Consider the following 22,592-nt stretch of genomic DNA (forward strand, 5'->3'; position numbering starts at 1 on the left):
GGAGTTTTTGGCTACTTGAATATCTCGTCAGCATAGCATTTGTGCTGGCGAACGCAAACGGATTTTGCCGTATTGCAAAATTTACACCTTTATCTCGTCGAGCAGCCTGAGGGCGGTGACAAAGTCCAGGTCCAGCATGGCGGCCTGCATGGCCTGGCGGCGCTCGCCGGACAGGTGTTGTTGCAGGCCGGCTTGCAGTTCCTGGTAACGGGTGCTGGCACGCATGTTCTGGGTCTGGAGCAGGTTTTTTAATTCCTGCAGTTCGCCAGACTTGATCGGGCTGGCACCATCGTCAGCTTCAGTTTTGCTGGCCATTTGTTCATTGAGCCATGCCTGCACGCTGGAAATCGTCATGCTGAGCTGCTGGTCGGCATGGCTGATCAGGTCAGGGACGCGTTGCTGGTCTTGCTGGTTTTGCTGGTTAATGGCGTTTTCCAGTGTCAGTGCAGCCGCGGCAAAGTCCCTGGCACCGAGCGTACCTATGCTGCCGCGCATGGTATGCAGGGTGCGTGCGGCTTGTTGGACATCTCCTTGCTGCCAGTGGCTGACGGCCTGGTCAAAATCCTGCCGGGCGTGGTTGATCATGTTCTGTATCACGCCTGCCAGGGTGTTGACGAGGGCAGGGTTGCCCTTGGCCAGCGCCATGATCCTGGCGGGATCAAAGACGCCGCTGGCAGCTGGTGTTGCCACCTGGCCGGGTAGGGGGGCTGGCCCAGGCTCTGGCCGTGGTTCTGTTCTTGTCGCCGGCACTGAGCTGGCCGCTGCCGTACTGGCAGGCGTGATCGGGGCCAGTGCAGCCCTTGCGCCGCCAGCCTGTGCTGGCTGTTCTGCCGACAGGTAGTGTGCCAGCACGCCCAGCATCTGGTCTATGTCTATGGGTTTGGAGATGACGTCATTCATGCCAGCGGCCAGGCAGTGTTCGCGCTCTGCCGTCATGACACCGGCAGTCATGGCCAGGATGGGGATGGGCAGGGCCAGTTCCTTGCGCAGGATTTCGGTGGCTGTCCAGCCATCCATGATGGGCATTTGCACGTCCATGAGGACGAGGTCAAACTGCTCTTCTGCGATCTTGAAAATCTCGACTGCTTCACTGCCATTGTTGGCGACCTTGATGCTGGCCCCGGTTTGTTCGAGTATCTTGGTGGCGACGATCTGGTTGAAATAATTGTCTTCCACCAGCAGTATGTGTTTGCCGCTGAAGCTGCCTGTGCCTGTCCTGGCGGGTGAGCTGCTATTGTTCATGGTTTGTTCATTATGCGGGTTTGCTGCAGCCAGTGTAGCAGACAGTGCCGGGGCACCATGGTGCAGGTGCAGGCTGGTCTCTTGCAATACATCATACAGGCTGGAGCCGGTCACTGGTTTGAGCAGCACGGCATCGGGCGCACCTGGCTTGTCTTCCATCTGCAGGGCGCTGCGGTCATAGGCGCTGCTCATCAAAATCAGGGGGATGCGCTGGCTGGTCTGCATGTCCTTGATGGCGGCCAGGGTGCTCAGGCCATCCTGGCCCGGCATGTGCCAGTCTATCAGGATGGCGCAGTATTCATCTTCTGCCGCAGGTTGGTCGGCCAGGTGTTCGCGCACTTTTTGCAGGGCCTGCTCGCCGGTGCTGGCAGTGTCGGCATGCCAGCCCCAGGCTTCTATGGTCTTGGCGATATAGCTGCGGCTGGTGGCATTGTCATCAACGACCAGGATTTTCCTGGCCTGGTTATTGCCCGAGGCAGTGCTGGCGTTTTCTGGCGGATAGCCTTCGAGGGGCGGCGCGGTCTGCATGGGCACGCTGACGATGAATTCTGTGCCTGTACCTTCCTGGCTGTTGACGCGGATATCGCCACCCATCAGATCGACAAAGCGCTTCGAGATTGCCAGGCCCAGACCAGTGCCGCCAAAGCGGCGTGAGGTCGAGGCATCGGCCTGCTCAAAGGCATTGAACAGGCGGCTGATCTGCTCTGCCGACATGCCTATGCCAGTGTCACGGATGATGAACTGTATCAGCAAATTGTCTGTATCCTGCTCACTGCCCGGAACCGGCTCAGCCTGTTGCACCAGCAATGAGACTTCACCATTGGCCGTAAACTTGATGGCATTGCCGATGATGTTGATGAGCACCTGTTGCAGGCGCAAGGCATCACCAATCAGCTCCTTGGGCACGTCAGTGTCTATGCCCATCGATAATTCCAGCTGCTTTTCACCGACATTGACCGACATCATATTGGCCAGTGCACTGAGCACGTCCTTGAGATAAAAGCGGGTAGGCGACAATTCTATGCGGCCTGCTTCTATCTTCGAGATATCGAGTATGTCATTCAGTATGCCTAGCAGTGACTGGCCGGACGAACGTATCATCTGCAGATAATGGCGCTGGGTAGAACTCAGGTCTGTCTTGCCCAGCAGGTAACTCATGCCCAGCACCGCATTCATCGGCGTGCGGATTTCATGGCTCATATTGGCCAGGAATTCTGATTTGGTGCGGCTGGCCATTTCGGCCTGGTCGCGCGCGCTGATCATCGAGGTCTCCAGTTGTTTCTGGCGGCTGATGTCGGTTGCAATACCCAAAAAGCCTATGGTTTGCTGATGCTCGTCATGGATGCTGTTGATCACCAGGTTCACCGGAATATGCTGGCCCTGCTTGCTGATATAGGTCCACTGCTGGCTTTGTGGCAAGCCACGTCTGGCCTTGGCGACAAAGACCTCAAAACCCTCTACGGGGTAGCCCAGTTCTGCGGTGAGTTGCTCGCCGATGGTGCTGACTTCTTCCTGGAGATGGAGTATGGCAGGGGTGTGCAGATTCACCAGCTCATCTTCACCATAGCCCAGCATACGCTCTGCGCCCTTGCTAAAGAGAGTGATCGTGCCCACCAAATCGGTGGTGATAATGGCAAATTCACTGGCTGCTTCGACGACGCTGGCAAATTTGGCCAAGGCGCGGTTTTCTTGAAGTTGTGCTTCTTTTAATGGTGTGATATCGGATGCAAAAACATAAAACCCCTGCACCTTGCCTTTGACTATGTGCGGGGTGTAATGGGTCAGGGCATTGTGCAGCTTGCCCTCGGCGTCAACGACGGAGCGCTCAAAAATACGCGCTTCCCCAGCCAGCGCAGCTTGCATGTGTGCAGAGTTTTGTTCATATATTTCCGGCCCTACCACATCGCGGATATGCATGCCGCGTATCTGATCAGGCTTGAGCCTGAACCATTTTTCATAGGCAGCATTGGCAAAACGGTTATGCAATTGCTGGTCCCAATAACCTATCATCGCAGGCATGTGGTCGATGGTGGATTGCAGCGATTGCTGGCTCTTTTGCAGCTCTTCAGAAAACCGCTGTCTCTCGGCATCTTTGATCAGGTTCTCATTGCGCGCTGCTGCCATCAGCATCGGCGGCACCGAGGTAATCAGGATGGGCAGATAGACAAACAGTAACTGCCAGCGCGCCACCCCACCCAGCGGCAGCACATGGCCCAGGCTCAGCATCAGCCCCAGGCAGGTGATGGCCAGCACCGTCAGCAGATGTGCTTCATCAAAATTGAGCCTGTGGGTAGCAAAGGTCAGTGCCACCAGGATGTACAGGAAGGGCAGCGGCAGGTACAGCAGCGTGATCACCACCAGCACCAGGATAGGTAAGGCATAACGGGCAAAGCGTTCCCAGTTGATGCGGGTGGCCCAGGTGGGTGCTGCTTCCAGCCGCATCCTGCGTACCAGCGGGTAAATCAGGATCAGGCCCAGTGAGGCCGACACATACCAGCCAGTGAAGATCAGTTCAAAGTCACCCAGGCCAACCCAGGCTGCCAGCGCTGCCGCCAGCGTGGCACTGCAGGCGCAGGGTAATAAAAAGCCCAGCAAGATCAGCTTCAACATATCGCTGCTGGAATGCTCAAAACCCTGGGCCAGACCCGCATGCCGTATGGTATAGCTGACCAGCACCACCTCTACCGCATTGGCAAGGGTGAACAGGGTAGCTACTGCCAGATTATTGCCCGTCAGCAGATTGGCTGCCAGGCTGGCCACCATGGTCAGCACCAGTATCTGCAATTGCCGGGTGCGCCCCTGGCCGTGCATATAAGCCACTGCCAGTGCATTGGCAAACCACAGTATTGACACCTGGTTGTCGCCCCGTGTGAGCCACATGCCCGCCACCGCCAGCACAAAGAACCACAGGCAGGCCGGGAGCAATACCCTGGCGGCAGACATGGGATGCTGCTGGGCTGTCATCAAGCATGTTCTCCGGTTGTGGGCAGCGTAAAGCGGGCTGGGATTGGTCTGGCTAAGTTTACCCGATTTTTTTGTGATAATTACAGCATGACAGTGCAAGAATGTGGTTTATTGGTGCAGCAGCGGTTTTTGTACTGCGCCCACGCTCATCCCTACGGGACGCAACTGCTTGTCTGCCGTACTCAGACTGGGGCTGGATACTTCACGCTCTATGTCTTGCAAAGTCCGGGCCGACACCCCGCAAAGCCGTGCATATTCAGCAATGGTCAGGCGCAGACTCATACGTATTTTCCTGATGACAGCCGGAACCGGCATGGCCGGTTCTGCCGCCAGCTCTGCTGCCAATGTGCCCCGCGCCTGTAATTCTTCTGCTGGAGACAGTGGTTGAAACACTTGTCCATAGAAGCTTTTTCTTTGCTTGCCGGTCCATGACCTCGCCAACGACTTTCAATGGCTCGCGGCTGCGGTACGATTTTGTCGGATTGCCAGGGAATTTCTTGTCCGTCAGATTCGTGTCATCGAAAATTTCGCCCATTACTTCCACAATATAAATCCGGCCGGGGCCGTCACCGACTGCCAGCTCTGCACCCCAGGTGGCAGCATCCAGGGCCGCGCTCAGATATACGTACGTCGCCTTCTTGCGCTTGCCATAGTTCGAACGGTAAACCGGTGCGATGAGATCACCCACCTGCAGGTCAGCCCTGGTGCCGTGGTAAAGCGTCTGCGCACGCAGATCGGCTGTGTCGCTGTTGCTGCTGGTGGGGCCAGAATTTGCCATTGATGCATTGCTCATCAATATCTCCAATTTGTGCTGGTGGCGTGTTTCGGATGGTGGTGGAGGAGTGCACCTGATGCTGGGTAGTGTACCCGCATCTGATTGCTGCAAACCATCGTCCCCTGAACCTGGCCGTGATGCAGGGCGCAATGTATTGCGCCGCATGTGTACGCTGCGCACGGCAAAAGTGATTTGCTTTGAGACGTGAAGATTTCATGCGGCGCATTACAATGCGCCCTAAGTCACGGCGATTGCAACCGTAGGAGCGGCCTTAGCCGTGAACAGATAGCGGTAAAAGTCATTCGCGGCTGAAGCCGCTCCTGCGAGATATGGGCGTGCGCTTGAAAGAGCAAGACGTATTTGCCGCGTACAAGCCAGGTTCAGGCACTCACCAGGCTGCGCCTGATCCCCTCGCGCATGCTCGTGGTCAGGCCATCGCGTGCACGGTATTCGCTGCGCTTGTTGGACGGGCGCTCTGACAGTGGCACATCTTCACTCGCCAGCGGCAGCAGGTAATTGCCATTCGCTTGCGCGCAGGCACCGGCTGCCTGCCACAGGCTGTCGTATTCTGCCTTGATGGTTTTGCTGAAGCGGTAGCGCCAGGATTGGTAAATATGGTTTTTCTTGGCGATGCATTCTATGCCTGCACAGTGCAGTTCACGTGCCAGACTGCGCAAGGCTTCGATCAGCAAGAGGCGTGGCTGTATGCCAAACAGGCTCTTGGTACAGGCGCGCATGGTCTCACGCGCATTCTGCTTGCATGACTGCAGGCCGCCCACTCTGATGATCAACTGGTGGTCCTTGCGGTCAAAAGAAAAGCTCAGGCATTGCAGCAACTGGTTGCCCTGGAACAGGCCCAGGCTCAAGCCACCTTCACGTTTAAAGGCGCAGCTGCGGAACAGGCTGATACGGTAATGCTGCTCATCCTTGCCCACCAGTGTGGCCAGGGTAAAGTCACTGCCAGCCAGCATGTCCTGGGCGCGGCGTTTGCCAAACAACTGGGCGGACAAATGGAAATGATTGCGCAACAAGCGCAGGCGCGACACGCAGCAAATCTGGCGATCAAAGAAAGGGCGGTGTATGGCGTCCAGCAAGGCGATATCGCCAGGCGTGGCCTTTTGCAAATAGGTCTGATGCAGGAAATGAAACCAGCGCAAGCTCACCTGAGGGCGCAAGCTGCTGCGCAACAGGAACAGGAATTTGCTCTTGAAGCTGGTGTTGTCATCCGCCAGGCGCACATGCAGGGCCCAGCGCAGGCTTGCCATCAAACTGCCTGACTCATGCAACTTCTTTGTATCAATAGCCTCCAGTACCCTGCCTGCAGTCCATAGTTCACGCCAGTTCAATATATTCACAATCGCACCATTTGTTTCGCACTGCATATCAATGTAACTCAATGTATCAGATATGGGAATATATTAGCAAACTTAATTTTGTCGTCAATTTGTCATCACTTTGTCAGGAGTTAAGAGAAATTAACAAATACGGATAATTTCCATATGGAAATTTTGCCGATTTTAGAAAATAAAAAAGACGAAGTTAGCCGATTTTCGGTGCAGATATTTTGCTTTGTAACGTTATGTTGCAATTGGTGCCAGTTTTTGCATGACTGATCCATGCAGTTTTTACCTGCAAGTGCAGACACAATCTGTTGTCTGTGACTGAAAATGATTGTAAAAGCCGGACGCCATACCGCCATGCGCCTATAGCCTTTGCATTGCGCAGACTTATTGCCGATAGGAAATATAAATTGCGAAGTAAAAAATACTTTTTGCCAATACAAAGTAAAATATGGAATGCAGGCACGCAGTACAATCCAGCTCTTAGATTCAGCTCTTAGATTCAGCTCTTAACAAGGCGCGATTGACATGGGCAAACCTCCCGCAGGCAATGCAGCAATCATCAGGACGATGATTGTGGGTGTTTGTATTACCATCATCCTGGCCTGCATCTTTTACAGCATCTTCCTGCTGCCCTATTCGGGCAAGATAGCGGATATCATTGTGGCCATCGTACTTGGCCTTGCCGTGCTGGCTTTGAAGCTGGTCGGGATAGAACCGGAGGATGCTGAGCGTAGTCAGTAGCTATGGCTATCCATGCCATCAATTGAAATTAAAGAATCCTGCAATGCAGATACCCAAAACCAAAGAAACGCTAATCGCCATCTGGTACCTGACTATCGTGACGTGGCTGCCGCCAGTCTGGCAATATTTTTTTCAGACAGATTTCTTTTTCAAAAATATGCGCGGCCTGCAAAATTTTGCAGTTTCTGCACCTATTTTATTCATCATACTGGCCTATGCGGTGTTGCTTACGCTGCCAAAGACCAGAACCTGGGGCATGGTTCTCAGTGCAGGCGGCTCACTTTTTACGATGGGCTTGTTAATGCAATACTATGAGATGTTCCAGAATACTGGCGGCCTGTTCGTGATGGTGATTGGGGGGGCCTTGTTGAATACCTACAGGCAGACAATAGATCAGAAAGCCTACGAACTTGCAGCCAACAGGGCCATGGATATAGATGGTGCCACTGAGCCTGCCCCTGGCAAGGGGCAAAAACGCCGAGCCTGATTGATGCAGAGTTAAGCTGGCGCCCAGCCATGATGAGGCTGGTGCTTGCCAGGTTTTACTGTCCTTAATGGCCGTGCACTATTATTGAAATTTGTCGTGAAATTAAAGCTGACATTTTGGATGCCATGAAAAAAATAGCCGAAATTGTGTGCGCGAGCATGCTCTTGCTATGTTTTGTTTATCATTTGTTTTTTGAAATTTTCTTTTCGTGGAGCAGTGGACTCATCTTGTTTGCAGCGCTGGCTTTTTCTCTGTTAACTCTGAAATTATTGAATCGGCGCAGCAAAAAACAAGCCTGACGCTGGCGTCGGCACATACGGCTTAGCCGTCAAACTGCTTATTCTCGCCTTATTTCCCACGCCCATCGCATGCCCGTCTCCCGCAGCGTATACTAGATGCTATAAAAAGATAAATCGTTTATTCAATTTCATGCGCGTGCGCAACTCACTATCACCCCAAACAACATGAACAAAACCTGGGCCTGGTCTGACATTATCGCCGGTTTGTCGCTGGCTGGCCTGCTGCTGCCAGAAGCCGTTGCCTATTCCAGCATCGCCAACCTGCCGCCACAGGCAGGCATCGTTGCCGTGTTTGCCGGTTTGCTTTGTTATGGGTTGATAGGCAGCAGCCGTTTTGCCATCGTCGCGGCCACTTCATCATCGGCGGCGGTGCTGGCCTCGGCGTCGGCGGCCATGGCCAATGGCGACGCGGGTTTGCGCATGCTGGTGGCGACCGGGCTGGTCATCATGACAGGGGCATTTTTCATGCTGGCGAGTGCGGCCAGGCTGGGCAGCATTTCTGACTTCATTGCCCGGCCAGTGTTGCGCGGCTTTGCCTTTGGCCTGGCAATTGTCATCGTCATCAAACAGTTTGCCCACATCGTTGGAGTGCAGGTGCACAGCACCGACATGCCGCGCTTTATTTATCACTTGCTCTCCCAGTTTGCACAGTGGAACTGGCCTTCACTCGGCCTTGCCATGCTGGCCCTGCTGCTTTTATATGGTCTGGCACGTATTGTCTATATGCCAGCTGGCCTGGTGGTGCTGGCCATGGGCATTGCCGCAGGGCAGGCGCTGGACCTCGCGCAACTCGGCGTGGAGGTGGTGGGTGCCATTGATCTGCAGTTGCAGGTACCCAGCCTGCCCACCATGACCTATGTGCAGTGGCTGCGCATAGGTGAGCTCGGTATCGCCATGCTGCTGATACTGTATGCCGAATCCTACAGCTCCATCCGCAATTTTGCGCTGCGCCACGGTGACAGTGTCAGCCCCAACCGTGACTTGCTGGCCCTGGGCGTTGCCAACCTGTTCTCTGGCCTGTTCCATGGTTTGCCTGTAGGGGCAGGGTTTTCTGCCACGGCAGCCAATGAAAGTTATGGTGGCCGCAGCAAGCTTGCTGGCTGGGCGGCAGCCGCTGTATTGCTGCTCATCGTCCTCACGCTATTACCTGTCATCGCGCTGACCCCGGTGCCTGTGCTGGCGGCCATCGTCATCCACGCAGTTAGCCATTCCTTGCGGCCCTCTGTGTTCTATGCCTACTTCAAACTGCACCGCGACAGGTTTGTTGCCTTGGCTGCCGTCGTTGCCGTGCTCTTGCTCGGCGTGCTCGATGGCTTGCTGGTTGCCATAGGCTTTAGCCTGCTGATGCTGTTGCGCAGGCTGGCTGAGGCCAATGTCAGCGTGCTTGGCCGCCTGAACGACGGACATGACTTTGTCAGCCTCGTCAATTATCCTGGAGCCAAGATCATCCCCGGCGTACTCATCCTGCGCCCAGAGATGGCGCTATTCTTTGGCAATGCCGAACGTACCATGGCACTGGCCCGGCAATATGCCGTTGCCAGTGACGCAAAGGTCATCGTCATGAGCCTGGAAGAATCACCTGACCTCGACAGCACCAGCATAGAAGCCATCACCGACTTTTGCGCCGCCTTGTATCTGCAGAAAAAACACCTGATGTTCGCCCGCCTCAAATCCAGCGCCCGCGTCGTGCTGGAGAGAGCCGCCATCCCTCATCTGCACACAGGCAGTTTCAGTGAACTCAGCGTCGATGACGTCGTCACCATGGCGCGGGAAGTGTATGTGGAAAAAGATTGAAGAGATGCCAGGCCAGTATGGTGCGCCATGCGCACCGGGCATCAGACACCGGAAAGAAAATAGAGAACACACCAGTACAACAATACTGACTGCCAAAACGCAGACGTAAAGTAGGGTGCATTGGAATGCGCCCTGCGTCACGGAAATTGCGGGTAAAGAGTGTATAGACTCCAGCCCGGCAAGGTGAGTTTCAACGCACCACTTGATGGCTGTAGATATACTCTGCTTCGCCACGCAGTCGCTTATTTCGCGCGACACTCTCTTGATGGCTGCAAACTTGATTCCCAAGCCAGGCCAGTAGGGCCTTTGTTCGTCACCTGATAAATGATGGACGAGCAGTGCTCAGACTCAACCTGAAAATCCAGGAAATATTCGCCGTTTTCTTTCGGGACAAAACTGGAGCTGGCCGTGCACGACGTTGATACGCCGCCATACACATAATTGTAAAAACCGCCCCGCACAGTAATACGCTTACCCGCTTCGACCAGGGCAATATTATTGGCATCTGTCCTCAGGTTGAACAGCTTGCCTTCAGCGCAAACTGTCTTGAATTGCGATGTGGATAAATTCAGGCGGGCCGTAGGCGCACCAGTTTTTATGGAATAATCTGTCGCGCAGCCAGAAATTGCTGTCACCAGGCCTAGCAGGATAATTGCTGTCGTTTTCATTTCCCGCCCTCCGGTTTGACGTGTATCGCAAGACTGCTCATCACTGCACTGGCTGACAAATAGCCAGGCTTGTCCTCCTGGGACAGCAGGATATAGGCGTAGTCCGTTGGCTTCCTGCCTACCGTCGAGGCTGCTTTGCTGCTGCTTTTTCTATCCAGCACGGCGTCAGGCAGATTCTGGTAAAACGCAAAATAAGGTTTGCCTTCACGCTGGGCAATTTCAGCACAGCGGTACAAGAGATAGACGCTGACTGTGTCGGTTTTAATGATGCCGTTGCCAGCAAAAATCACCTTGATCAACTCTCCGGGGCCCTTGCTTTCGTAATAGCCACCGGTCCATCCGGTAATGGGATTTCTTGCATCGCCATAGGGCGTCGCACAGCCACTTAATGTGGCCGACAACAAGACTGACATCGCGATCAGTCCAAAGAATTTATTATGCAAATGTACACCTGTTGGAAAATGAGAGATGAGCAGGGCATGCACAGCAATTCAGCGCCGTCAGACACTTCACCCGGCCAGATTTGTTGGCGACAGTTCCCATCATCTGGAGGCGGCCAGATTACTGTCAACAAAGCAAGGCAGCGTGAAGCTCCAGCGACACCTGAGCCACCATCAATAAAAAAAGCCAGCCATTCTAACAAAGGATGCCGCGCAGGTGCTGCAAAATATCTGTTCTGCCGACAGTGACAAGCTGGTAGCTATCCAGCATGCTGAGCACTTGCTGCTTGTAGTGCTTGTAGGAGCGGCTTTCTCCGCGAACCTTTGTGGCGTGGCAGACATTCGCGGCTGAAGCCGCTCCTACGGGCAGAGCATTTGCTATGATGCGTATGTGATCAGGCTGACTATAAGAATCATGTGAATAATGGTAAGATGGCAAGCATGCGTGATCGTCAGCATTGCCATATAAGGAAGCCCATGCTGCAAAACAAAACCAGATCAATTCTCCTCACAGTCTGGTGCCTGACCATATTCGTCTGGTTGCCACCGATCTGGTTCTATTTTTTTCAGACGGATTATTTCCTGGGGAATTTTCGTGGGCTGCAAAATTTCAAGTTGTCAGCCCCTTTCCTGTTGATTATTTTTTGCTGGGCCACGCTTCTCTCAATACCCAAAACCAGGACGCTGAAAAACATCATCGGTGCAGGCAGTTCTCTGATGAGCCTGGGCTTTGTGCTCATTTATTATGAAATTTTTCACCATACAGGCGGTTTCGTCATCCTGTTTTCGGGGATGATCCTGTTAAGCATGGTAAGGGAAGAGCCCGAACCTGATGATGGAAAATAAAAATCTTGCGATGACGACCCCAAAACAAAAACAAGTCCTTTTTACAGTCTGGGCATTGACATTACTCGTCTGGTTGCCACCTGCCAGGCATTATTTTTTCCAGACAGCTTACTTTTTCTCCGGCGTTTATGGAATGCGGGACTTTGGTGACTCAGTGCATTACTTGCTGCTCATCCTTGCCTGGTCTGTCATTTTATCGATACCCAAGTTCAGGACTGAGAAAAACATTATTGGTGCTGCGAGTTCATTTCTGACCCTGGGCTTGCTGTTGCAAACTTATGCCAGTTTGTCCATGGCCGGCAGCCTTATTTTGCTGTTGGCCGGGTTTGCGCTATTGTTTAGCGTGACAGGCGCTGAAGTTAAACAGCAGGATAACATGGCGGCCAAACCTGATCAGGTCGCCAGTAAAGCGCCTTTGCAGAAAGGATACAGCACCTTGCCTGTCTGGGTAAGTGTCATCTTGCTCGCCATGCCCTGGCTTTGGAAACTCTTGAGCGGGCAGGATTTTTTTCTTCGCAGCATGCGTAGCCTGCAAGATATCGTTGTGGCCGCCCCTTTGCTAGGCATCATGGGCTATTGGGCAGTGTTGTTATCCTTCCCTGCAAAACGCACATTCAACACCAGTTCTGGCGCGGCAGCTTCCTTGCTTGCGATGGCGGTGTTTTTTCAGGCTGACCCAGAGTTTTTTGGTGTGAGTTTGCTATTTTTGCCATTCTGGCAGGTATTGATGAATGCTGAGTCGATTCAAAAGAACAATAAATTAAGAGCCGCCTTTTTCTCCCGCAAAGTCAAAAAAATCTATGTCACCCCCACGACCATTGATAGCGAGCTGGCCAGTTACTACCAGGCTGTGAGCCAGAAAATCGACAGCTATATCATCAGTAACTTCCCATCCGGACAAGACAAAAAACTCCAGGGTCAGGCCTATGTCTCGATTCCCATCAAGGAAGATGGATCCATCTATGTAAAAGGAGAGGGCATCAAACTTGAAACATCCTCAGGCAACCATGAGCTCGACCTTGCTGCCCTCAGCATCGCCCGCCGTAGTGGTCCTTTTCCTGGTTTTTCCAAATGCAAATCCACAGGCCGTGCTACCGAGGTGCGCGTGATATTTTATAGACTGGGATTTGAAGATAAACTGCTGCCACAAGAGGCCCAGCTAGCAAGCTGCGCGTAGCGCTTATGCCAACAATCAAGCATGAATTTTGAACCTCATTCGCTCCACAATGTGGCGCTGGAAAATAAGATACCCTGATGCAGATATCAAAGCACAAACAAGTCCTGCTCATCGCCTGGTTGTTGACACTGTCTGTCTGGCTACCACCGATCTGGTACTATTTTTTTCAGACAGATTATTTTATGTATGGCTTTCGTGGATTGCAGAATTTTCTGCATGCTTCCATCTATCTGCTGACCATACTTGGCTGGACCGTTTTTCTCAGCATACCAAAATACAGGACAGAAAAAGTCATCATCGGTGCCGGGGCTTCATTCTTGACCATAGGTTTTCTGCTCAATACTTTTGCCATGTTTAAACAGACACCTGGCTTTCTCATCATGTTTGCCGGCTTTTTGCTCGTGCAGACTTTAAGAGGCGAGACGTTCAAACAGTCTGGCAGTGCCGGGGATGAGCCTGCGGTAAAAGTGAGCTCCGGTAGAAACTGGGGCCTGATTTATTCCGTGGCGGCTATCACTTTCCTTGGTACGCCCTGGCTATGGGTGCGCTTGGGTGCGCCTGAGCTTTTTATCAGCAATGTGCGTGGGTTGCTGGACCTCGCCATCTCTGGTCCTTTCCTCATCATCATGGCTGGCTGGGCACTGTGGTTCTGCTTCCCCTCTAACCGCACCGTCAATGCCAATTGTGCTGCGGCATCGGCCATGCTGGTTATTGCCCTGTTCTTATCTTGGTATTTTTCGTATGCAGGTTCGGTTGGATTCTGGCTTCTGGCAATGGGCTGGATGGGGAGTGCCTATTTCCGCAAGAACGCGGTTACTTCCAAGGCCAAAACTGCCAGCTGAATGAATCTGGCAGTGGGCAGTTTTGCAGCACCCGGCATCAGGCGACATTGATCACCACCTTGCCCTGTGCCTGCCCATCTTCGAGCAATTGCTGTGCCTCCATCGCGGTGTACAAATCAAATACACGTTCATCCAGCCTCACTTTAAGTTTACCAGCATCAGCCAGTCTGGCGGCTTCACGCAGGATGTCGCCATGGTGCAGGCGCTGCTGGCCAGTGATCAGCGGTAGCAGCGTGAATACGCCAGAATAAGTCGCGGCGTTGAAAGACAGCGGTGCCAGCGCATGCGTGCCCCAGCCCAGACAACTGACGACATGGCCGCCGTAAGTGCGCACGGCTGCGAACGAGGCATCCAGGGTAGCGCCGCCGACGGTGTCATAAACCACATCAAAACCCACACCGTTTGTATATTGCTGCACATAGTCGGCCACGCTGCTGGCCTGGTAATCAATCGCCGTTGCACCATAGCTTTCTATAATGTCTTTTTGCGCGGCGCTGCCTGTGGCATAGACTTCAGCATCCAGTGCCCTGGCCAGTTGCACGGCCATGTGACCAACTCCACCGGCACCTCCGTGTATCAAGACTTTTTGCCCTGGCTGCACCTTGGCGCGATCTACCAGCCCTTCCCATGCGGTGATAAAAATCAGGGGCAGGGCAGCCGCTTCACGCATGCTAAAGTTTGTCGCCTGATGTGCCAGCAAGCGCGCATCCACTGCCGCATACTGTGCCAATGAACCTGGCACACCCGCTATGCCACCCGTCATACCATACACAGTGTCGCCAGGGCTAAAACCGCTGACGCCTGCACCAACAGCTTCTACTACTCCTGCCATGTCTATGCCCAAAATGGCGGGCAAGACAGGTTTTGCGTGGGCGGCCTTGCCAGCGCGGATTTTGATATCCAGCGGGTTAACGCCGCTGGTATGGATGCGCACCAGCACTTCGCCTGCGCCAGCCTGCGGGCGGGCTATTTCGCGCATGACCAAAGGTGAGCCAAAGTTGTCCAGTACCAGTGCCTGCATAGTGTTGTTTGCCATGATGTTTTCTCCTGAAATGTAGAATTAAAGTAGTCTGTTGACAATCTGGACGACGACGCCGTCTGCCTCGCTTTGTCTTGCATGGCCCCGCGTCTCCAGTGAAAACAGTCTATCCCCGCACTCAAGCCAGATAAACGGGCCTGGCCGCAATGCAGTTTTCTGAAAAACTGCATAATGCGCATGCTCCAGCGCGCAAGGCCGGCTGATGGCGATGCTAGAATGCAGACATTGCGCTGGGGAGAAAACACGGGAGTATGCAAATTGGACAAACTTGATGCATTAAAAGTGTTTTGCCGTGTGGTTGAACTCGGTGGCTTCAGCCGTGCTGCCGACATGCTGGGCATGTCCACTTCTTCCGTCACCAACCAGATCGCCGCACTGGAAAAACACTTCAACATCAAACTGCTGAACCGCAGCACGCGCAGCATGTCGCTGACCGATGAAGGGCGGCATTGTTATGAACAGGCCTTGCAATTACTCGGTGATATGGATGAGCTTGAGGCCAGTCTCATGCATTCCAACCAGGCACCGGCTGGCAGTATCCGCGTAGAGCTGCCCGCCATTATCAGCCGCCTCTACATTGCACCGGCCCTGCCGCGCTTTATCGCTGCCTACCCTGACATCAGCCTCAAGATCACCGTTGGCGACCGCAATATCGACATGGTGGAAGAGGGCGTCGATGTGGCCGTGCGCATAGGTGATCTGCCCAGCTCTAATCTCATCGCCAAAAGCCTGTGCAAGACCAGCTACCTCTGTTGCGCAGCCCCGGCTTTCATTGACAGATATGGCCAGCCACAACACCCGCAAGAACTTGCACAATACCCCTGCCTGGGTTTCTTGCGCCCCAACTCGCGCCAGCTAAGGGCATGGCAGTTTCAAAAAGGTGACGAAAAATTCTCACACCTGCCATCACCATTACTGGCCATGGACCATGTTGAATCCCTTATAGCAAGCGCCAAGGCAGGCGCAGGCATCATCCAGCACATGTCCATTTCATTAGCAGGCCCGTTGCGCGAAGGCTTGCTAGTGCCCGTGCTGTCAGACTGGGCAATGCCCGGCCCGGATGTATCTGTGCTGTTCCAGCAAAAACACCACCGCGCCGCCAAGATCAGGGTATTTGTAGAATTTCTGGAAGAGGTATTGAGGCCGTATTCTGTGTGAGTCACCTTGAATGAATTCAGATGGATTGCACCTGATGACAGCACCTGACGCCAGATCAAAGCCGTGACGCAGGGCGCATTGCAATGCGCCGCCTGCGATTCCGGCATGCCTAAGGCAATGTACATTGCCATAGACCGCCATGCACTATAATGGTAAAAAAGCCATAGAAAGCATTCATGCAATTGCGCCACCTGTTACCACTCCTGCTATCTCTGTTCCTGCTACCGCTGGCCAGCCAGGCACAAACAGAAGCACCCAAAGAACTCGTGCTCAATCAAGAGCAACTTGCCAAATACGGCCAGACCTATAAAACCGCAGAGGTCAGACATTTGCGCCAATTTCTCAATACCTATACGGATCACCGCCAGGATGTCTCGCCCGCAGAAGAAAGAGCCGCCAGCGTTCTCGATGAGTTAAAGATAGACAAGAAAATCCTCAAGGGCAAATTCCTGGTCTATCTGTTTTCCAATTTCCTCGGCGGCGGCAAAGGTGTCTCCATCGTCTCGCAAGATCATCCAGAAGTTAAACTCGATTTCTGGGTTTATAAAATCGAAGACAACGAATGCGAAGTACGCGATTTGCTCTTGCAGGCAGACAAGCGCGATATCGAGGCATTCAAGATCGTCTATCGCAATTACTTGCATCATAAGACGCTGTATATGTAGTGGCGATGGAAGATGTCTCACTGTACGTAGCGTTGCAACGCACCGTACAAGCTGGTAACACAAACAAGTATCGCATGGAGCAAGGCTATGGGAGTTGATCTGCAAGTAGTCGTTGATATAGGCCTGAAAGAGCCATCCCATGCTTCGGTATTGGCTGCCTTGCAATCGAGCTACGAAGACATGTGCGAACTGTGGCATGATCACTATGAAGTGCCCGTTAACGCTGGTTTCAAGGCCTTGAATCTGGAAAAATTTAAAGAGGTTTATACCGCCAACTGGACAATGCCAGAATTCATCCCAAAGAAAAACTTTGCCGGTGACGACATACCGCAAGCGTATTTTTACTTGAATGGTCCCTACGGCTGGCGCGCAGAACTGTGTCAGGACGCCGTCGTCTTTAACGACAGCACCCGCTGGGCTAGATTTTGCAATGATGAACAATGGAGGCAGCTGATGATCGCAAGCATCAGCCTGTTTGCCAGCGCGCTGTCTTCGAGCCGTGCCTGTTTTATTCCAGACAGCTATTATTCTGGTTCGGAATGTGCTGACCCACTTTGGGAGAACGGCAATTTCAACGCCGTGTATAACTGCCTGCAGAGCCAGGGAAACAAGCTGCAAAAGCTGCAGCCTGCCGTGGCATTTGGCCACATGGAATTTATTGCAGTGATGACCGGCTAAAATCCAGATACAGTTGCCAGCTCAAATGATATTGCCCCTAGCTTGCAGTGCGCTTTGGTGCAATGCTGGCACGACTCTTGATTGAACCCGGCCCATTTTAGAAAGAGCAACCATGTTCTTCAATAAAAAGAAAGAATCACCCACAGGTTTTCTCAGCGAACCGCGCGAGCTGCATTACATATTCGCCCACCAGGGCGTGCGTCAGGCATGTGTAGATATTCGCCTGGTGTCGCTTCCCCTTGTGAGGAAATTGTTTCGGATCCCAGTAGCGTTTTCAAATACACGGCACGTGGAAATCTAGTTGGTGCCATTACGAACGGAACGGCAGTACTCGGATTAGGCAATATCGGCCCACTTGCCGCTAAACCGGCGGTGGAAGGAAAAGCAGTTCTTTTTAAAAAATTTGCCGGGATTGATGTGTTCGATAAAATGACGATGCGTAAAGGTGTCACTATTCAGTACGCAAAAATTGAAATGCGCCAGCGTCATAGCTTGATTGGTGCCATGATGATTCATAAAGGACATGCTGACGGCATGATATGTGGAACTTTTGGAACAACCGGTTTGCATCTCCACTACATCGATCAAGTACTCGGCAAACGAGATGGCGTCAATGTCTATGCGGCGATGAGCACTGTGCTGCTCCCAAATCACCAAATAACTTTAGTCGATACCCATGTAAATGAAAATCCGACTGCAGAACAACTTGCGGAAATTCCACTTCTTGCTGCAGAAGAACTGCAACGGGTTGGCATTTCGCCGAAGATAGCTTTGCTGTCACACTCAAACTTTGGATCAAGCAACAGTGAATCGGCAAACAAGATGAGAAAGACGCGGTCGATCCTTCGAGACATTGCACCGGAGCTGGAAGTGGATGGCGAAATGCACGGCGACGCTGCGCTCGACATTGATGTTTTAAGGAAGTCAATCTCGAACTCAACTTTAAAAAGTGATGCCAATTTGCTTGTACAGCCGAATATTGATGCGGCCAATATTTCCTATAACTTACTCAAATCCACAGCTAGCAATGGTATTGCAATTGGGCCAATTTTGCTAGGCTGCGCAAAACCCGTGCATAGACTAACTGAGCCCGCAACAGTTCGTCGAATCGTGAATATGACTACCCTTTGCGTAGTCGATGCACTTTCCAAACACCGTGACCAAAATTGAGACGCAATGCATGCTAAACATCAGTCAGAAAGTAAAATTTTTCAGAAGGCGCATTCCTTCATTTGAATGTATACCTGGTTGCCACGATTGTTGTGGTCCAGTGACAACTTCTTCTTATGAAATTTCCGCACTTCCCGTCAAAAGCGAAGCGGAGCATGATGCTGCGCTGACTAATTTAAGTTGCCCATATTTAGGAAGCGGAGGATGTACAGTGTATGATGATCGACCACTCATTTGCCGCCTATTCGGAACAACACCTAGGTTACCCTGTCCACATGGCAGGCAGCCTGCTGAAATGATAGATCCTTTGGTTGAAGCAGATATTCAAGCGTTCTTCGTATCCACTCGACAGGTATTGGTTTAAGCTAATTTTTCTGCGAAAAGTTCTTAAGACATTTCCTTAAAACGTTACTTCACTACTCATGAAGTTTGGCGAATGTGCAGTGAAGTATATTGGGGTTTTAAGAATATTTCCAACGAGGTAAAACACTTATCCAGCGCCTTGCTGACCTGATAGAAAAAACTTTTTTGGGCTAGATGAGCTTCCCTCGATATTTCGTCCGCCATCGGATGGGAATTATGCTGCCATTTGTTGCTGATGCTGCTCACTAAGTCACTGTTCCAGATACTGGATTGGTGATTGGTACCCTAGTGTTGAGTGTTGCCTCTTGCGACTATAAAAGACTTCGATATATTCGAAACTGATTGCTTTCATTTCTGCATGTGTTGCATAGCGTTTTCCGCGGATGCGTTCGTTCTTGAAACTGTTGAACCAGCTTTCTGTTGGTGCGTTGTCCCAGCAATTGCCCTTGCGGTCCATCTAGCAGACTAAAATCAACGTCGAACTTGCATCCTTTTAATGATACTTTTACGTTGTTTTTAACCGATTTTCTTCGCGTGACGACTCTATAAATTGAATTTATTGCTGTTCTATACTAACCTGCAATATAAGCCTGCTTAACAAGGTGCTGCACTAGCTGACATTGTAAATTAGAAAATTGCCGCTTGGGCTCTATTGAAATGCAAATGCGTCAACTAACAGTCGGAGACTACGATGAGAAGAATCAGCTTACAGACATTTACTCTTTTTATTACCCTGTCTTTTTGCAACATAGCTGCATTTGCAGATGACCGGGGCACGGCAGATCAGGCAATTGCTATGGTGAAAAAAGCGATTGCCAACTTCAAGGTCAATGGCAAGGAGAAAGCTCTGTCCGATTTTAATGACCCATCTAATAAACAATTTCATGACCGGGATCTATACGTCATCGCTTTTGACATGGAGGGCACAATGCTGGCATCGGCTAACCCTAAACTTATAGGGAAACCGATGATGGATTTTAAAGACGGTGACGGCAAACTTCTAACGAAGGAAATGTTGCAAATTGCGAAAACAAAAGGTTCAGGTTGGGTGGAATACAAGTGGCCCAACCCGATTACTAGAACCTTGGATCAAAAATCGACGTACATAGAAAAAATCGACAATTACTTTTTAGGTGTCGGAATTTACAAATGATAGGGACGACTATCAAGTTCGATTTGTAGGTTAGCAGGCTATTGGTAAAGTGAGCCTCCCCCGAAAAATAGTCTGCCATAGGTAACGTAAAATAGACTTGACTATGTAAAGGCAGAAGATGAAAGGTTCTGTCGCATTGTTTGATCAAACGGTGGATTTCCCCCGAAACGGCACTGCGGCGCTCAAACGGGACGGACCATTCCTGCCAGCGCATAAAATTGGTCGGCGAACGACATTGCATCGGCGCCGTCGATTGCGAACTGGCCCTTGCGGATCATGTGTATCAGTTCGATGCCAGCGAGCACGGAGCCGGCACACCGGATCGATTTGAAGTTGAGCATCGGCCTGGTCACCCGTGTCCGAGGCGTTGGAAGGGAAATATCTGAATTTATACAATAAAATCACTGAGCAAAGCGGTGGACATTTCATGCATTTTGATGAGCTTTCAAAAGAAGAGTTCCAACTGGTTTCTCGTGTTATCAGCGATTTTTTGAACAAATCAGATTTGAATGATTACCAAAGAGAATGCGTGAACTTATGGAATGCTTTGCTACTCCCGCTTTTTCAAGTCGATGAACGAAATACATCGAATGAATGAGAGGCCTGGTAGTAGGTACGATTAGTGCAACGTAATCGTACGCATGGTGATCCGTAACTCTTCATGATGCCTCTGACTCACTGGCCGTTCCATGACATGGAATCGGCATCCATGATGCTCACGTTGGGATGCATAGAAGGTGTGCAAGTGAAGCTGGCGATTACTGCTTGCTATCGACATTGCATGCGTACGATTACGTTACACTAATCGTACCTACGCAGGCCGGACATCCCACCGGGCAACGATATTGACCGGCCAGCGCTCGCTTGCGCGCTTCCCTTGCATCAACAGCTTGTAGTCTTCATCCGTGATGAGGCAAGGCACGCGCTCTGTGTGGCGGCCATAACTCACTTCAACTTTGATCACCGGGCGTTCAAGATAAGCCTGTAAACGCATCGCATCTTCAGCGGGCAAGTAAGTCGTCAGCCTGCGTATATCGGCCAGCAGGCATAGCCTGGCGTTGGCGACACTGGATAAGTCATCAAGCAGGTGACTCATGTCCGTCATCGCCGTGACCAGCCTGGAATAAATAAAATCAGCAAATGAAAATGCCTCTATCGTATGCGCGTCTGAGTCATGCCAGATATAGACAACAACGCATTCACCTTCATGCTCATCTTCATGCGCTGTCAGGCAAAAAACATCACCTGCGCCAGATTGGGCAAAAGGGAAAAAGCTGCGGCCGTTCTGGCTTTTTGGGTGTGTCCGGTGTTCCTGGTCGCAGCGTCGGTTGCGCTGTGGCTGGCGGGAGATTGTGCCTTCGCCGTACGACGCTCGGCCCGCTTCACTCCCCCGTTCTGAGGAAATGCCCATGCAAACCTGATTAACAGCGTCGGTCGAATGTTGTAGCAATGCTATTGCCGAGTATAGATGACGATCAGCCAGCCAGAATTAAGCCTCGCTCGGGGGCGTGTATTGAGCGACAGTGCGATGGCATCGAGCTCGTCTTGCGAGTACAGCTTCCACCTCCGTCACTTTTCACCTACAATACGTCGAGACAAGGCAGCGATGCGACTTCAATGAAAAGGAACTTCAAATGACGGGAGTAATTCTTGGCAGACCGAATGCTGAACCCTTAACTGTGGCGCAATTCAAGGCATTGACGGGCGCATTGATCAGGGAGGGCTATGTGTTGCTGGAACAGCTCGAACCCAAGACTGATTCAGTGCTCAAGTGCGATCTGATCGGTGATAGCCGCACAAACGAAGAGGAGATGCTTGCTGAGCAAAAGCACGAAATTAAATTTCAGAACCGCGCATTCAAGACGCTGGACGAAGTGGCTTCCCACTACGCGACGTACCCGGAACTCACCGTGACTCTAGAAATGAATCTCTACGATTGGTCAAAAATCGAAGGGGATTATGGCTACAAGCTGGCCCTGGAACCCTCCCATCCGGCCCGCGTTTTGCAGGAGTTAGTGATTGATGCCGCGAATGAAGGGAATAGATTGATAGGGTGGGAAAACCCGCCCATGGCGGAAGTCATGTACCTCTGCCTCTGCCAATATGGATTATTCATTGATGTGCAGCGCTGCCCACCGGACATGGCGAAAACCATCTCAGCGCAGCCCCGCTACGCGCAGATTCAGACGCTGCTCACCAGTGTGCTGGAAGCTGAACCCGAGATCTACACAATGCATGTGGCGTGACCTACCCGGGGCGGCTTCATATATCAAGCGCAACACTGGGTTAATTAACGGTGTTGGTCGGATGTTGTAGCAATGCTATTTACTGGTAAGCGGTCATTTCCGTCCAATATTACCCCGCCGATCCAATCCTCATGCTGAAATAGATACGTGGTGAACGTGGGGCTTGCTCGTAAGCTTTCGTTGTTTCCGGCATCACATGCGTACGATTACGCTTGCGCTAATCGTACCTACGTATTCCCCTGATAAAGTGAGGCTATATATTCGTCGAACGATCTATTTTCTGATTCATATCGATCAATTTCACTCAGTGAAAAACCTGCCAAAGGTAATTTTATTTCCCCAAGCTTACATAGTCGCTCTAAATTTTTGAAGAAATTAAGGAACGTCTGATTAAGTTCTAATTTCCATCCGTTACAAAATCATGTTCCAGTCAAAGCATAAAACGTGCTGCTGAACATGATTTTCATCAAGAATTGGGGAGTTGCATCCCCAACTTCTTCAG

Annotated in this window: 22 protein-coding genes and 5 pseudogenes; 16 read left to right on the forward strand and 11 right to left on the reverse strand. The window is 51.7% G+C overall.

What is annotated here, in order from left to right:
- Positions 1-81: 81 nt before the first annotated feature.
- From ACO0LN_RS11365 to arr, 3 genes are all read right to left on the reverse strand, one after another.
- Positions 82-4,206: a response regulator gene (locus tag ACO0LN_RS11365; RefSeq protein ID WP_422973816.1), complete on the reverse strand. Its 4,125-nt coding sequence runs from the start codon at positions 4,204-4,206 to the stop codon at positions 82-84.
- 108 nt (positions 4,207-4,314) lie between these two features.
- Positions 4,315-4,488, reverse strand: a complete 174-nt coding sequence (locus ACO0LN_RS11370) for a helix-turn-helix domain-containing protein (RefSeq protein WP_422973768.1) — start codon at positions 4,486-4,488, stop codon at positions 4,315-4,317.
- Positions 4,463-4,999: an NAD(+)--rifampin ADP-ribosyltransferase gene (gene arr, locus ACO0LN_RS11375; protein ID WP_422973770.1), complete on the reverse strand. Its 537-nt coding sequence runs from the start codon at positions 4,997-4,999 to the stop codon at positions 4,463-4,465. Before arr ends, ACO0LN_RS11370 begins: the two co-directional genes overlap by 26 nt.
- Here arr and ACO0LN_RS11380 point away from each other — a divergent pair.
- A complete protein-coding gene (locus tag ACO0LN_RS11380; protein ID WP_422973772.1) occupies positions 4,992-5,189 on the forward strand; it encodes a hypothetical protein in 198 nt (65 codons plus the stop codon). The two genes, arr and ACO0LN_RS11380, sit on opposite strands and share 8 nt — an antisense overlap.
- Positions 5,190-5,361: 172 nt before the next feature.
- On the opposite strand, the gene ACO0LN_RS11385 is transcribed toward ACO0LN_RS11380, so the two are convergent.
- A complete protein-coding gene (locus ACO0LN_RS11385; RefSeq protein WP_422973774.1) occupies positions 5,362-6,363 on the reverse strand; it encodes a VirK/YbjX family protein in 1,002 nt (333 codons plus the stop codon).
- A gap of 486 nt (positions 6,364-6,849) precedes the next feature.
- On the opposite strand from ACO0LN_RS11385, the gene ACO0LN_RS11390 reads away from it, so the two are divergent.
- From ACO0LN_RS11390 to ACO0LN_RS11400, 3 genes are all read left to right on the forward strand, one after another.
- Positions 6,850-7,065, forward strand: coding sequence for a hypothetical protein (locus ACO0LN_RS11390; protein WP_422973776.1), 216 nt, complete (start codon positions 6,850-6,852; stop codon positions 7,063-7,065).
- Between the two features lie 43 nt (positions 7,066-7,108).
- Entirely contained in the window at positions 7,109-7,552 is a 444-nt protein-coding gene (locus tag ACO0LN_RS11395) for a hypothetical protein (RefSeq protein ID WP_422973778.1), read from the forward strand.
- A 464-nt stretch (positions 7,553-8,016) separates the two neighbouring features.
- On the forward strand, positions 8,017-9,645 hold the full coding sequence (locus ACO0LN_RS11400; protein ID WP_422973780.1) for a SulP family inorganic anion transporter: 1,629 nt from the start codon (positions 8,017-8,019) through the stop codon (positions 9,643-9,645).
- A gap of 242 nt (positions 9,646-9,887) precedes the next feature.
- On the opposite strand, the gene ACO0LN_RS11405 is transcribed toward ACO0LN_RS11400, so the two are convergent.
- Both ACO0LN_RS11405 and ACO0LN_RS11410 read right to left on the reverse strand, forming a co-directional pair.
- Positions 9,888-10,313, reverse strand: coding sequence for a hypothetical protein (locus ACO0LN_RS11405; RefSeq protein WP_422973782.1), 426 nt, complete (start codon positions 10,311-10,313; stop codon positions 9,888-9,890).
- A complete protein-coding gene (locus tag ACO0LN_RS11410) occupies positions 10,310-10,756 on the reverse strand; it encodes a CC0125/CC1285 family lipoprotein (RefSeq protein WP_422973784.1) in 447 nt (148 codons plus the stop codon). Before ACO0LN_RS11410 ends, ACO0LN_RS11405 begins: the two co-directional genes overlap by 4 nt.
- A gap of 474 nt (positions 10,757-11,230) precedes the next feature.
- On the opposite strand from ACO0LN_RS11410, the gene ACO0LN_RS11415 reads away from it, so the two are divergent.
- The 3 genes from ACO0LN_RS11415 to ACO0LN_RS11425 all read left to right on the forward strand — a co-directional run bounded on the left by ACO0LN_RS11415 (position 11,231) and on the right by ACO0LN_RS11425 (position 13,618).
- On the forward strand, positions 11,231-11,599 hold the full coding sequence (locus ACO0LN_RS11415; protein ID WP_422973786.1) for a hypothetical protein: 369 nt from the start codon (positions 11,231-11,233) through the stop codon (positions 11,597-11,599).
- A 10-nt stretch (positions 11,600-11,609) separates the two neighbouring features.
- Positions 11,610-12,776: an energy transducer TonB gene (locus tag ACO0LN_RS11420; RefSeq protein ID WP_422973788.1), complete on the forward strand. Its 1,167-nt coding sequence runs from the start codon at positions 11,610-11,612 to the stop codon at positions 12,774-12,776.
- A 77-nt stretch (positions 12,777-12,853) separates the two neighbouring features.
- A complete protein-coding gene (locus tag ACO0LN_RS11425) occupies positions 12,854-13,618 on the forward strand; it encodes a hypothetical protein (protein WP_422973790.1) in 765 nt (254 codons plus the stop codon).
- A gap of 37 nt (positions 13,619-13,655) precedes the next feature.
- On the opposite strand, the gene ACO0LN_RS11430 is transcribed toward ACO0LN_RS11425, so the two are convergent.
- Positions 13,656-14,654: a zinc-dependent alcohol dehydrogenase family protein gene (locus ACO0LN_RS11430; protein ID WP_422973791.1), complete on the reverse strand. Its 999-nt coding sequence runs from the start codon at positions 14,652-14,654 to the stop codon at positions 13,656-13,658.
- Positions 14,655-14,915: 261 nt separating this feature from the next.
- Between ACO0LN_RS11430 and ACO0LN_RS11435 the strand changes: the two genes are divergently transcribed.
- From ACO0LN_RS11435 to ACO0LN_RS11460, 6 genes and pseudogenes are all read left to right on the forward strand, one after another.
- On the forward strand, positions 14,916-15,815 hold the full coding sequence (locus tag ACO0LN_RS11435) for a LysR family transcriptional regulator (RefSeq protein WP_422973793.1): 900 nt from the start codon (positions 14,916-14,918) through the stop codon (positions 15,813-15,815).
- Between the two features lie 176 nt (positions 15,816-15,991).
- The gene (locus tag ACO0LN_RS11440) at positions 15,992-16,480 is read left to right on the forward strand and encodes a hypothetical protein (RefSeq protein WP_422973795.1); all 489 of its coding nucleotides are present in this window, start codon (positions 15,992-15,994) and stop codon (positions 16,478-16,480) included.
- A gap of 87 nt (positions 16,481-16,567) precedes the next feature.
- On the forward strand, positions 16,568-17,158 hold the full coding sequence (locus tag ACO0LN_RS11445; RefSeq protein WP_422973797.1) for a hypothetical protein: 591 nt from the start codon (positions 16,568-16,570) through the stop codon (positions 17,156-17,158).
- 207 nt (positions 17,159-17,365) lie between these two features.
- Positions 17,366-17,566, forward strand: a pseudogene (locus ACO0LN_RS11450) (hypothetical protein); the annotation flags it as partial.
- Between the two features lie 12 nt (positions 17,567-17,578).
- A pseudogene (locus ACO0LN_RS11455) lies at positions 17,579-18,328 on the forward strand (phosphate acyltransferase); the annotation flags it as partial.
- Positions 18,329-18,338: 10 nt separating this feature from the next.
- Positions 18,339-18,692, forward strand: coding sequence for a YkgJ family cysteine cluster protein (locus ACO0LN_RS11460; RefSeq protein WP_422973799.1), 354 nt, complete (start codon positions 18,339-18,341; stop codon positions 18,690-18,692).
- Positions 18,693-18,941: 249 nt separating this feature from the next.
- Here ACO0LN_RS11460 and ACO0LN_RS11465 read toward each other — a convergent pair.
- A pseudogene (locus ACO0LN_RS11465) lies at positions 18,942-19,148 on the reverse strand (IS3 family transposase); the annotation flags it as partial.
- 234 nt (positions 19,149-19,382) lie between these two features.
- Between ACO0LN_RS11465 and ACO0LN_RS11470 the strand changes: the two are divergent.
- On the forward strand, positions 19,383-19,844 hold the full coding sequence (locus ACO0LN_RS11470) for a cache domain-containing protein (RefSeq protein WP_422973801.1): 462 nt from the start codon (positions 19,383-19,385) through the stop codon (positions 19,842-19,844).
- A gap of 182 nt (positions 19,845-20,026) precedes the next feature.
- Here the strand turns inward: ACO0LN_RS11470 and ACO0LN_RS11475 are convergent.
- Positions 20,027-20,200, reverse strand: a pseudogene (locus ACO0LN_RS11475) (IS6 family transposase); the annotation flags it as partial.
- On the opposite strand from ACO0LN_RS11475, the gene ACO0LN_RS11480 reads away from it, so the two are divergent.
- The gene (locus ACO0LN_RS11480; protein ID WP_422973803.1) at positions 20,200-20,442 is read left to right on the forward strand and encodes a hypothetical protein; all 243 of its coding nucleotides are present in this window, start codon (positions 20,200-20,202) and stop codon (positions 20,440-20,442) included. The pseudogene ACO0LN_RS11475 and the gene ACO0LN_RS11480 sit on opposite strands and share 1 nt — an antisense overlap.
- 213 nt (positions 20,443-20,655) lie before the next feature.
- Here ACO0LN_RS11480 and ACO0LN_RS11485 read toward each other — a convergent pair whose 3' ends face one another.
- Entirely contained in the window at positions 20,656-21,255 is a 600-nt protein-coding gene (locus tag ACO0LN_RS11485) for an SMI1/KNR4 family protein (RefSeq protein WP_422973805.1), read from the reverse strand.
- A gap of 9 nt (positions 21,256-21,264) precedes the next feature.
- A pseudogene (locus ACO0LN_RS11490) lies at positions 21,265-21,401 on the reverse strand (IS30 family transposase); the annotation flags it as partial.
- A 77-nt stretch (positions 21,402-21,478) separates the two neighbouring features.
- On the opposite strand from ACO0LN_RS11490, the gene ACO0LN_RS11495 reads away from it, so the two are divergent.
- Positions 21,479-22,090: a hypothetical protein gene (locus tag ACO0LN_RS11495; RefSeq protein WP_422973807.1), complete on the forward strand. Its 612-nt coding sequence runs from the start codon at positions 21,479-21,481 to the stop codon at positions 22,088-22,090.
- The last annotated feature ends 502 nt before the right edge of the window (positions 22,091-22,592 follow it).

Source organism: Undibacterium sp. TC9W, from assembly GCF_049339865.1.
In the GTDB taxonomy this organism is placed as follows: domain Bacteria; phylum Pseudomonadota; class Gammaproteobacteria; order Burkholderiales; family Burkholderiaceae_D; genus Undibacterium.

Bases quoted from the DNA above. Each gene is read 5' to 3' on its own strand.
- ACO0LN_RS11445 (WP_422973797.1), top strand. From the start codon at position 16,568: ATGGGAGTTGATCTGCAAGTAGTCGTTGATATAGGCCTGAAAGAGCCA.
- ACO0LN_RS11485 (WP_422973805.1), bottom strand. From the start codon at position 21,255: ATGGGCATTTCCTCAGAACGGGGGAGTGAAGCGGGCCGAGCGTCGTAC.
- ACO0LN_RS11470 (WP_422973801.1), top strand. From the start codon at position 19,383: ATGAGAAGAATCAGCTTACAGACATTTACTCTTTTTATTACCCTGTCT.
- ACO0LN_RS11390 (WP_422973776.1), top strand. From the start codon at position 6,850: ATGGGCAAACCTCCCGCAGGCAATGCAGCAATCATCAGGACGATGATT.
- ACO0LN_RS11370 (WP_422973768.1), bottom strand. From the start codon at position 4,488: ATGAGTCTGCGCCTGACCATTGCTGAATATGCACGGCTTTGCGGGGTG.
- ACO0LN_RS11460 (WP_422973799.1), top strand. From the start codon at position 18,339: ATGCTAAACATCAGTCAGAAAGTAAAATTTTTCAGAAGGCGCATTCCT.
- ACO0LN_RS11385 (WP_422973774.1), bottom strand. From the start codon at position 6,363: ATGCAGTGCGAAACAAATGGTGCGATTGTGAATATATTGAACTGGCGT.
- ACO0LN_RS11425 (WP_422973790.1), top strand. From the start codon at position 12,854: ATGCAGATATCAAAGCACAAACAAGTCCTGCTCATCGCCTGGTTGTTG.
- ACO0LN_RS11405 (WP_422973782.1), bottom strand. From the start codon at position 10,313: ATGAAAACGACAGCAATTATCCTGCTAGGCCTGGTGACAGCAATTTCT.
- ACO0LN_RS11395 (WP_422973778.1), top strand. From the start codon at position 7,109: ATGCAGATACCCAAAACCAAAGAAACGCTAATCGCCATCTGGTACCTG.
- ACO0LN_RS11365 (WP_422973816.1), bottom strand. From the start codon at position 4,206: ATGACAGCCCAGCAGCATCCCATGTCTGCCGCCAGGGTATTGCTCCCG.
- ACO0LN_RS11495 (WP_422973807.1), top strand. From the start codon at position 21,479: ATGACGGGAGTAATTCTTGGCAGACCGAATGCTGAACCCTTAACTGTG.
- ACO0LN_RS11430 (WP_422973791.1), bottom strand. From the start codon at position 14,654: ATGGCAAACAACACTATGCAGGCACTGGTACTGGACAACTTTGGCTCA.
- ACO0LN_RS11400 (WP_422973780.1), top strand. From the start codon at position 8,017: ATGAACAAAACCTGGGCCTGGTCTGACATTATCGCCGGTTTGTCGCTG.
- ACO0LN_RS11415 (WP_422973786.1), top strand. From the start codon at position 11,231: ATGCTGCAAAACAAAACCAGATCAATTCTCCTCACAGTCTGGTGCCTG.
- ACO0LN_RS11440 (WP_422973795.1), top strand. From the start codon at position 15,992: ATGCAATTGCGCCACCTGTTACCACTCCTGCTATCTCTGTTCCTGCTA.
- arr (WP_422973770.1), bottom strand. From the start codon at position 4,999: ATGAGCAATGCATCAATGGCAAATTCTGGCCCCACCAGCAGCAACAGC.
- ACO0LN_RS11420 (WP_422973788.1), top strand. From the start codon at position 11,610: ATGACGACCCCAAAACAAAAACAAGTCCTTTTTACAGTCTGGGCATTG.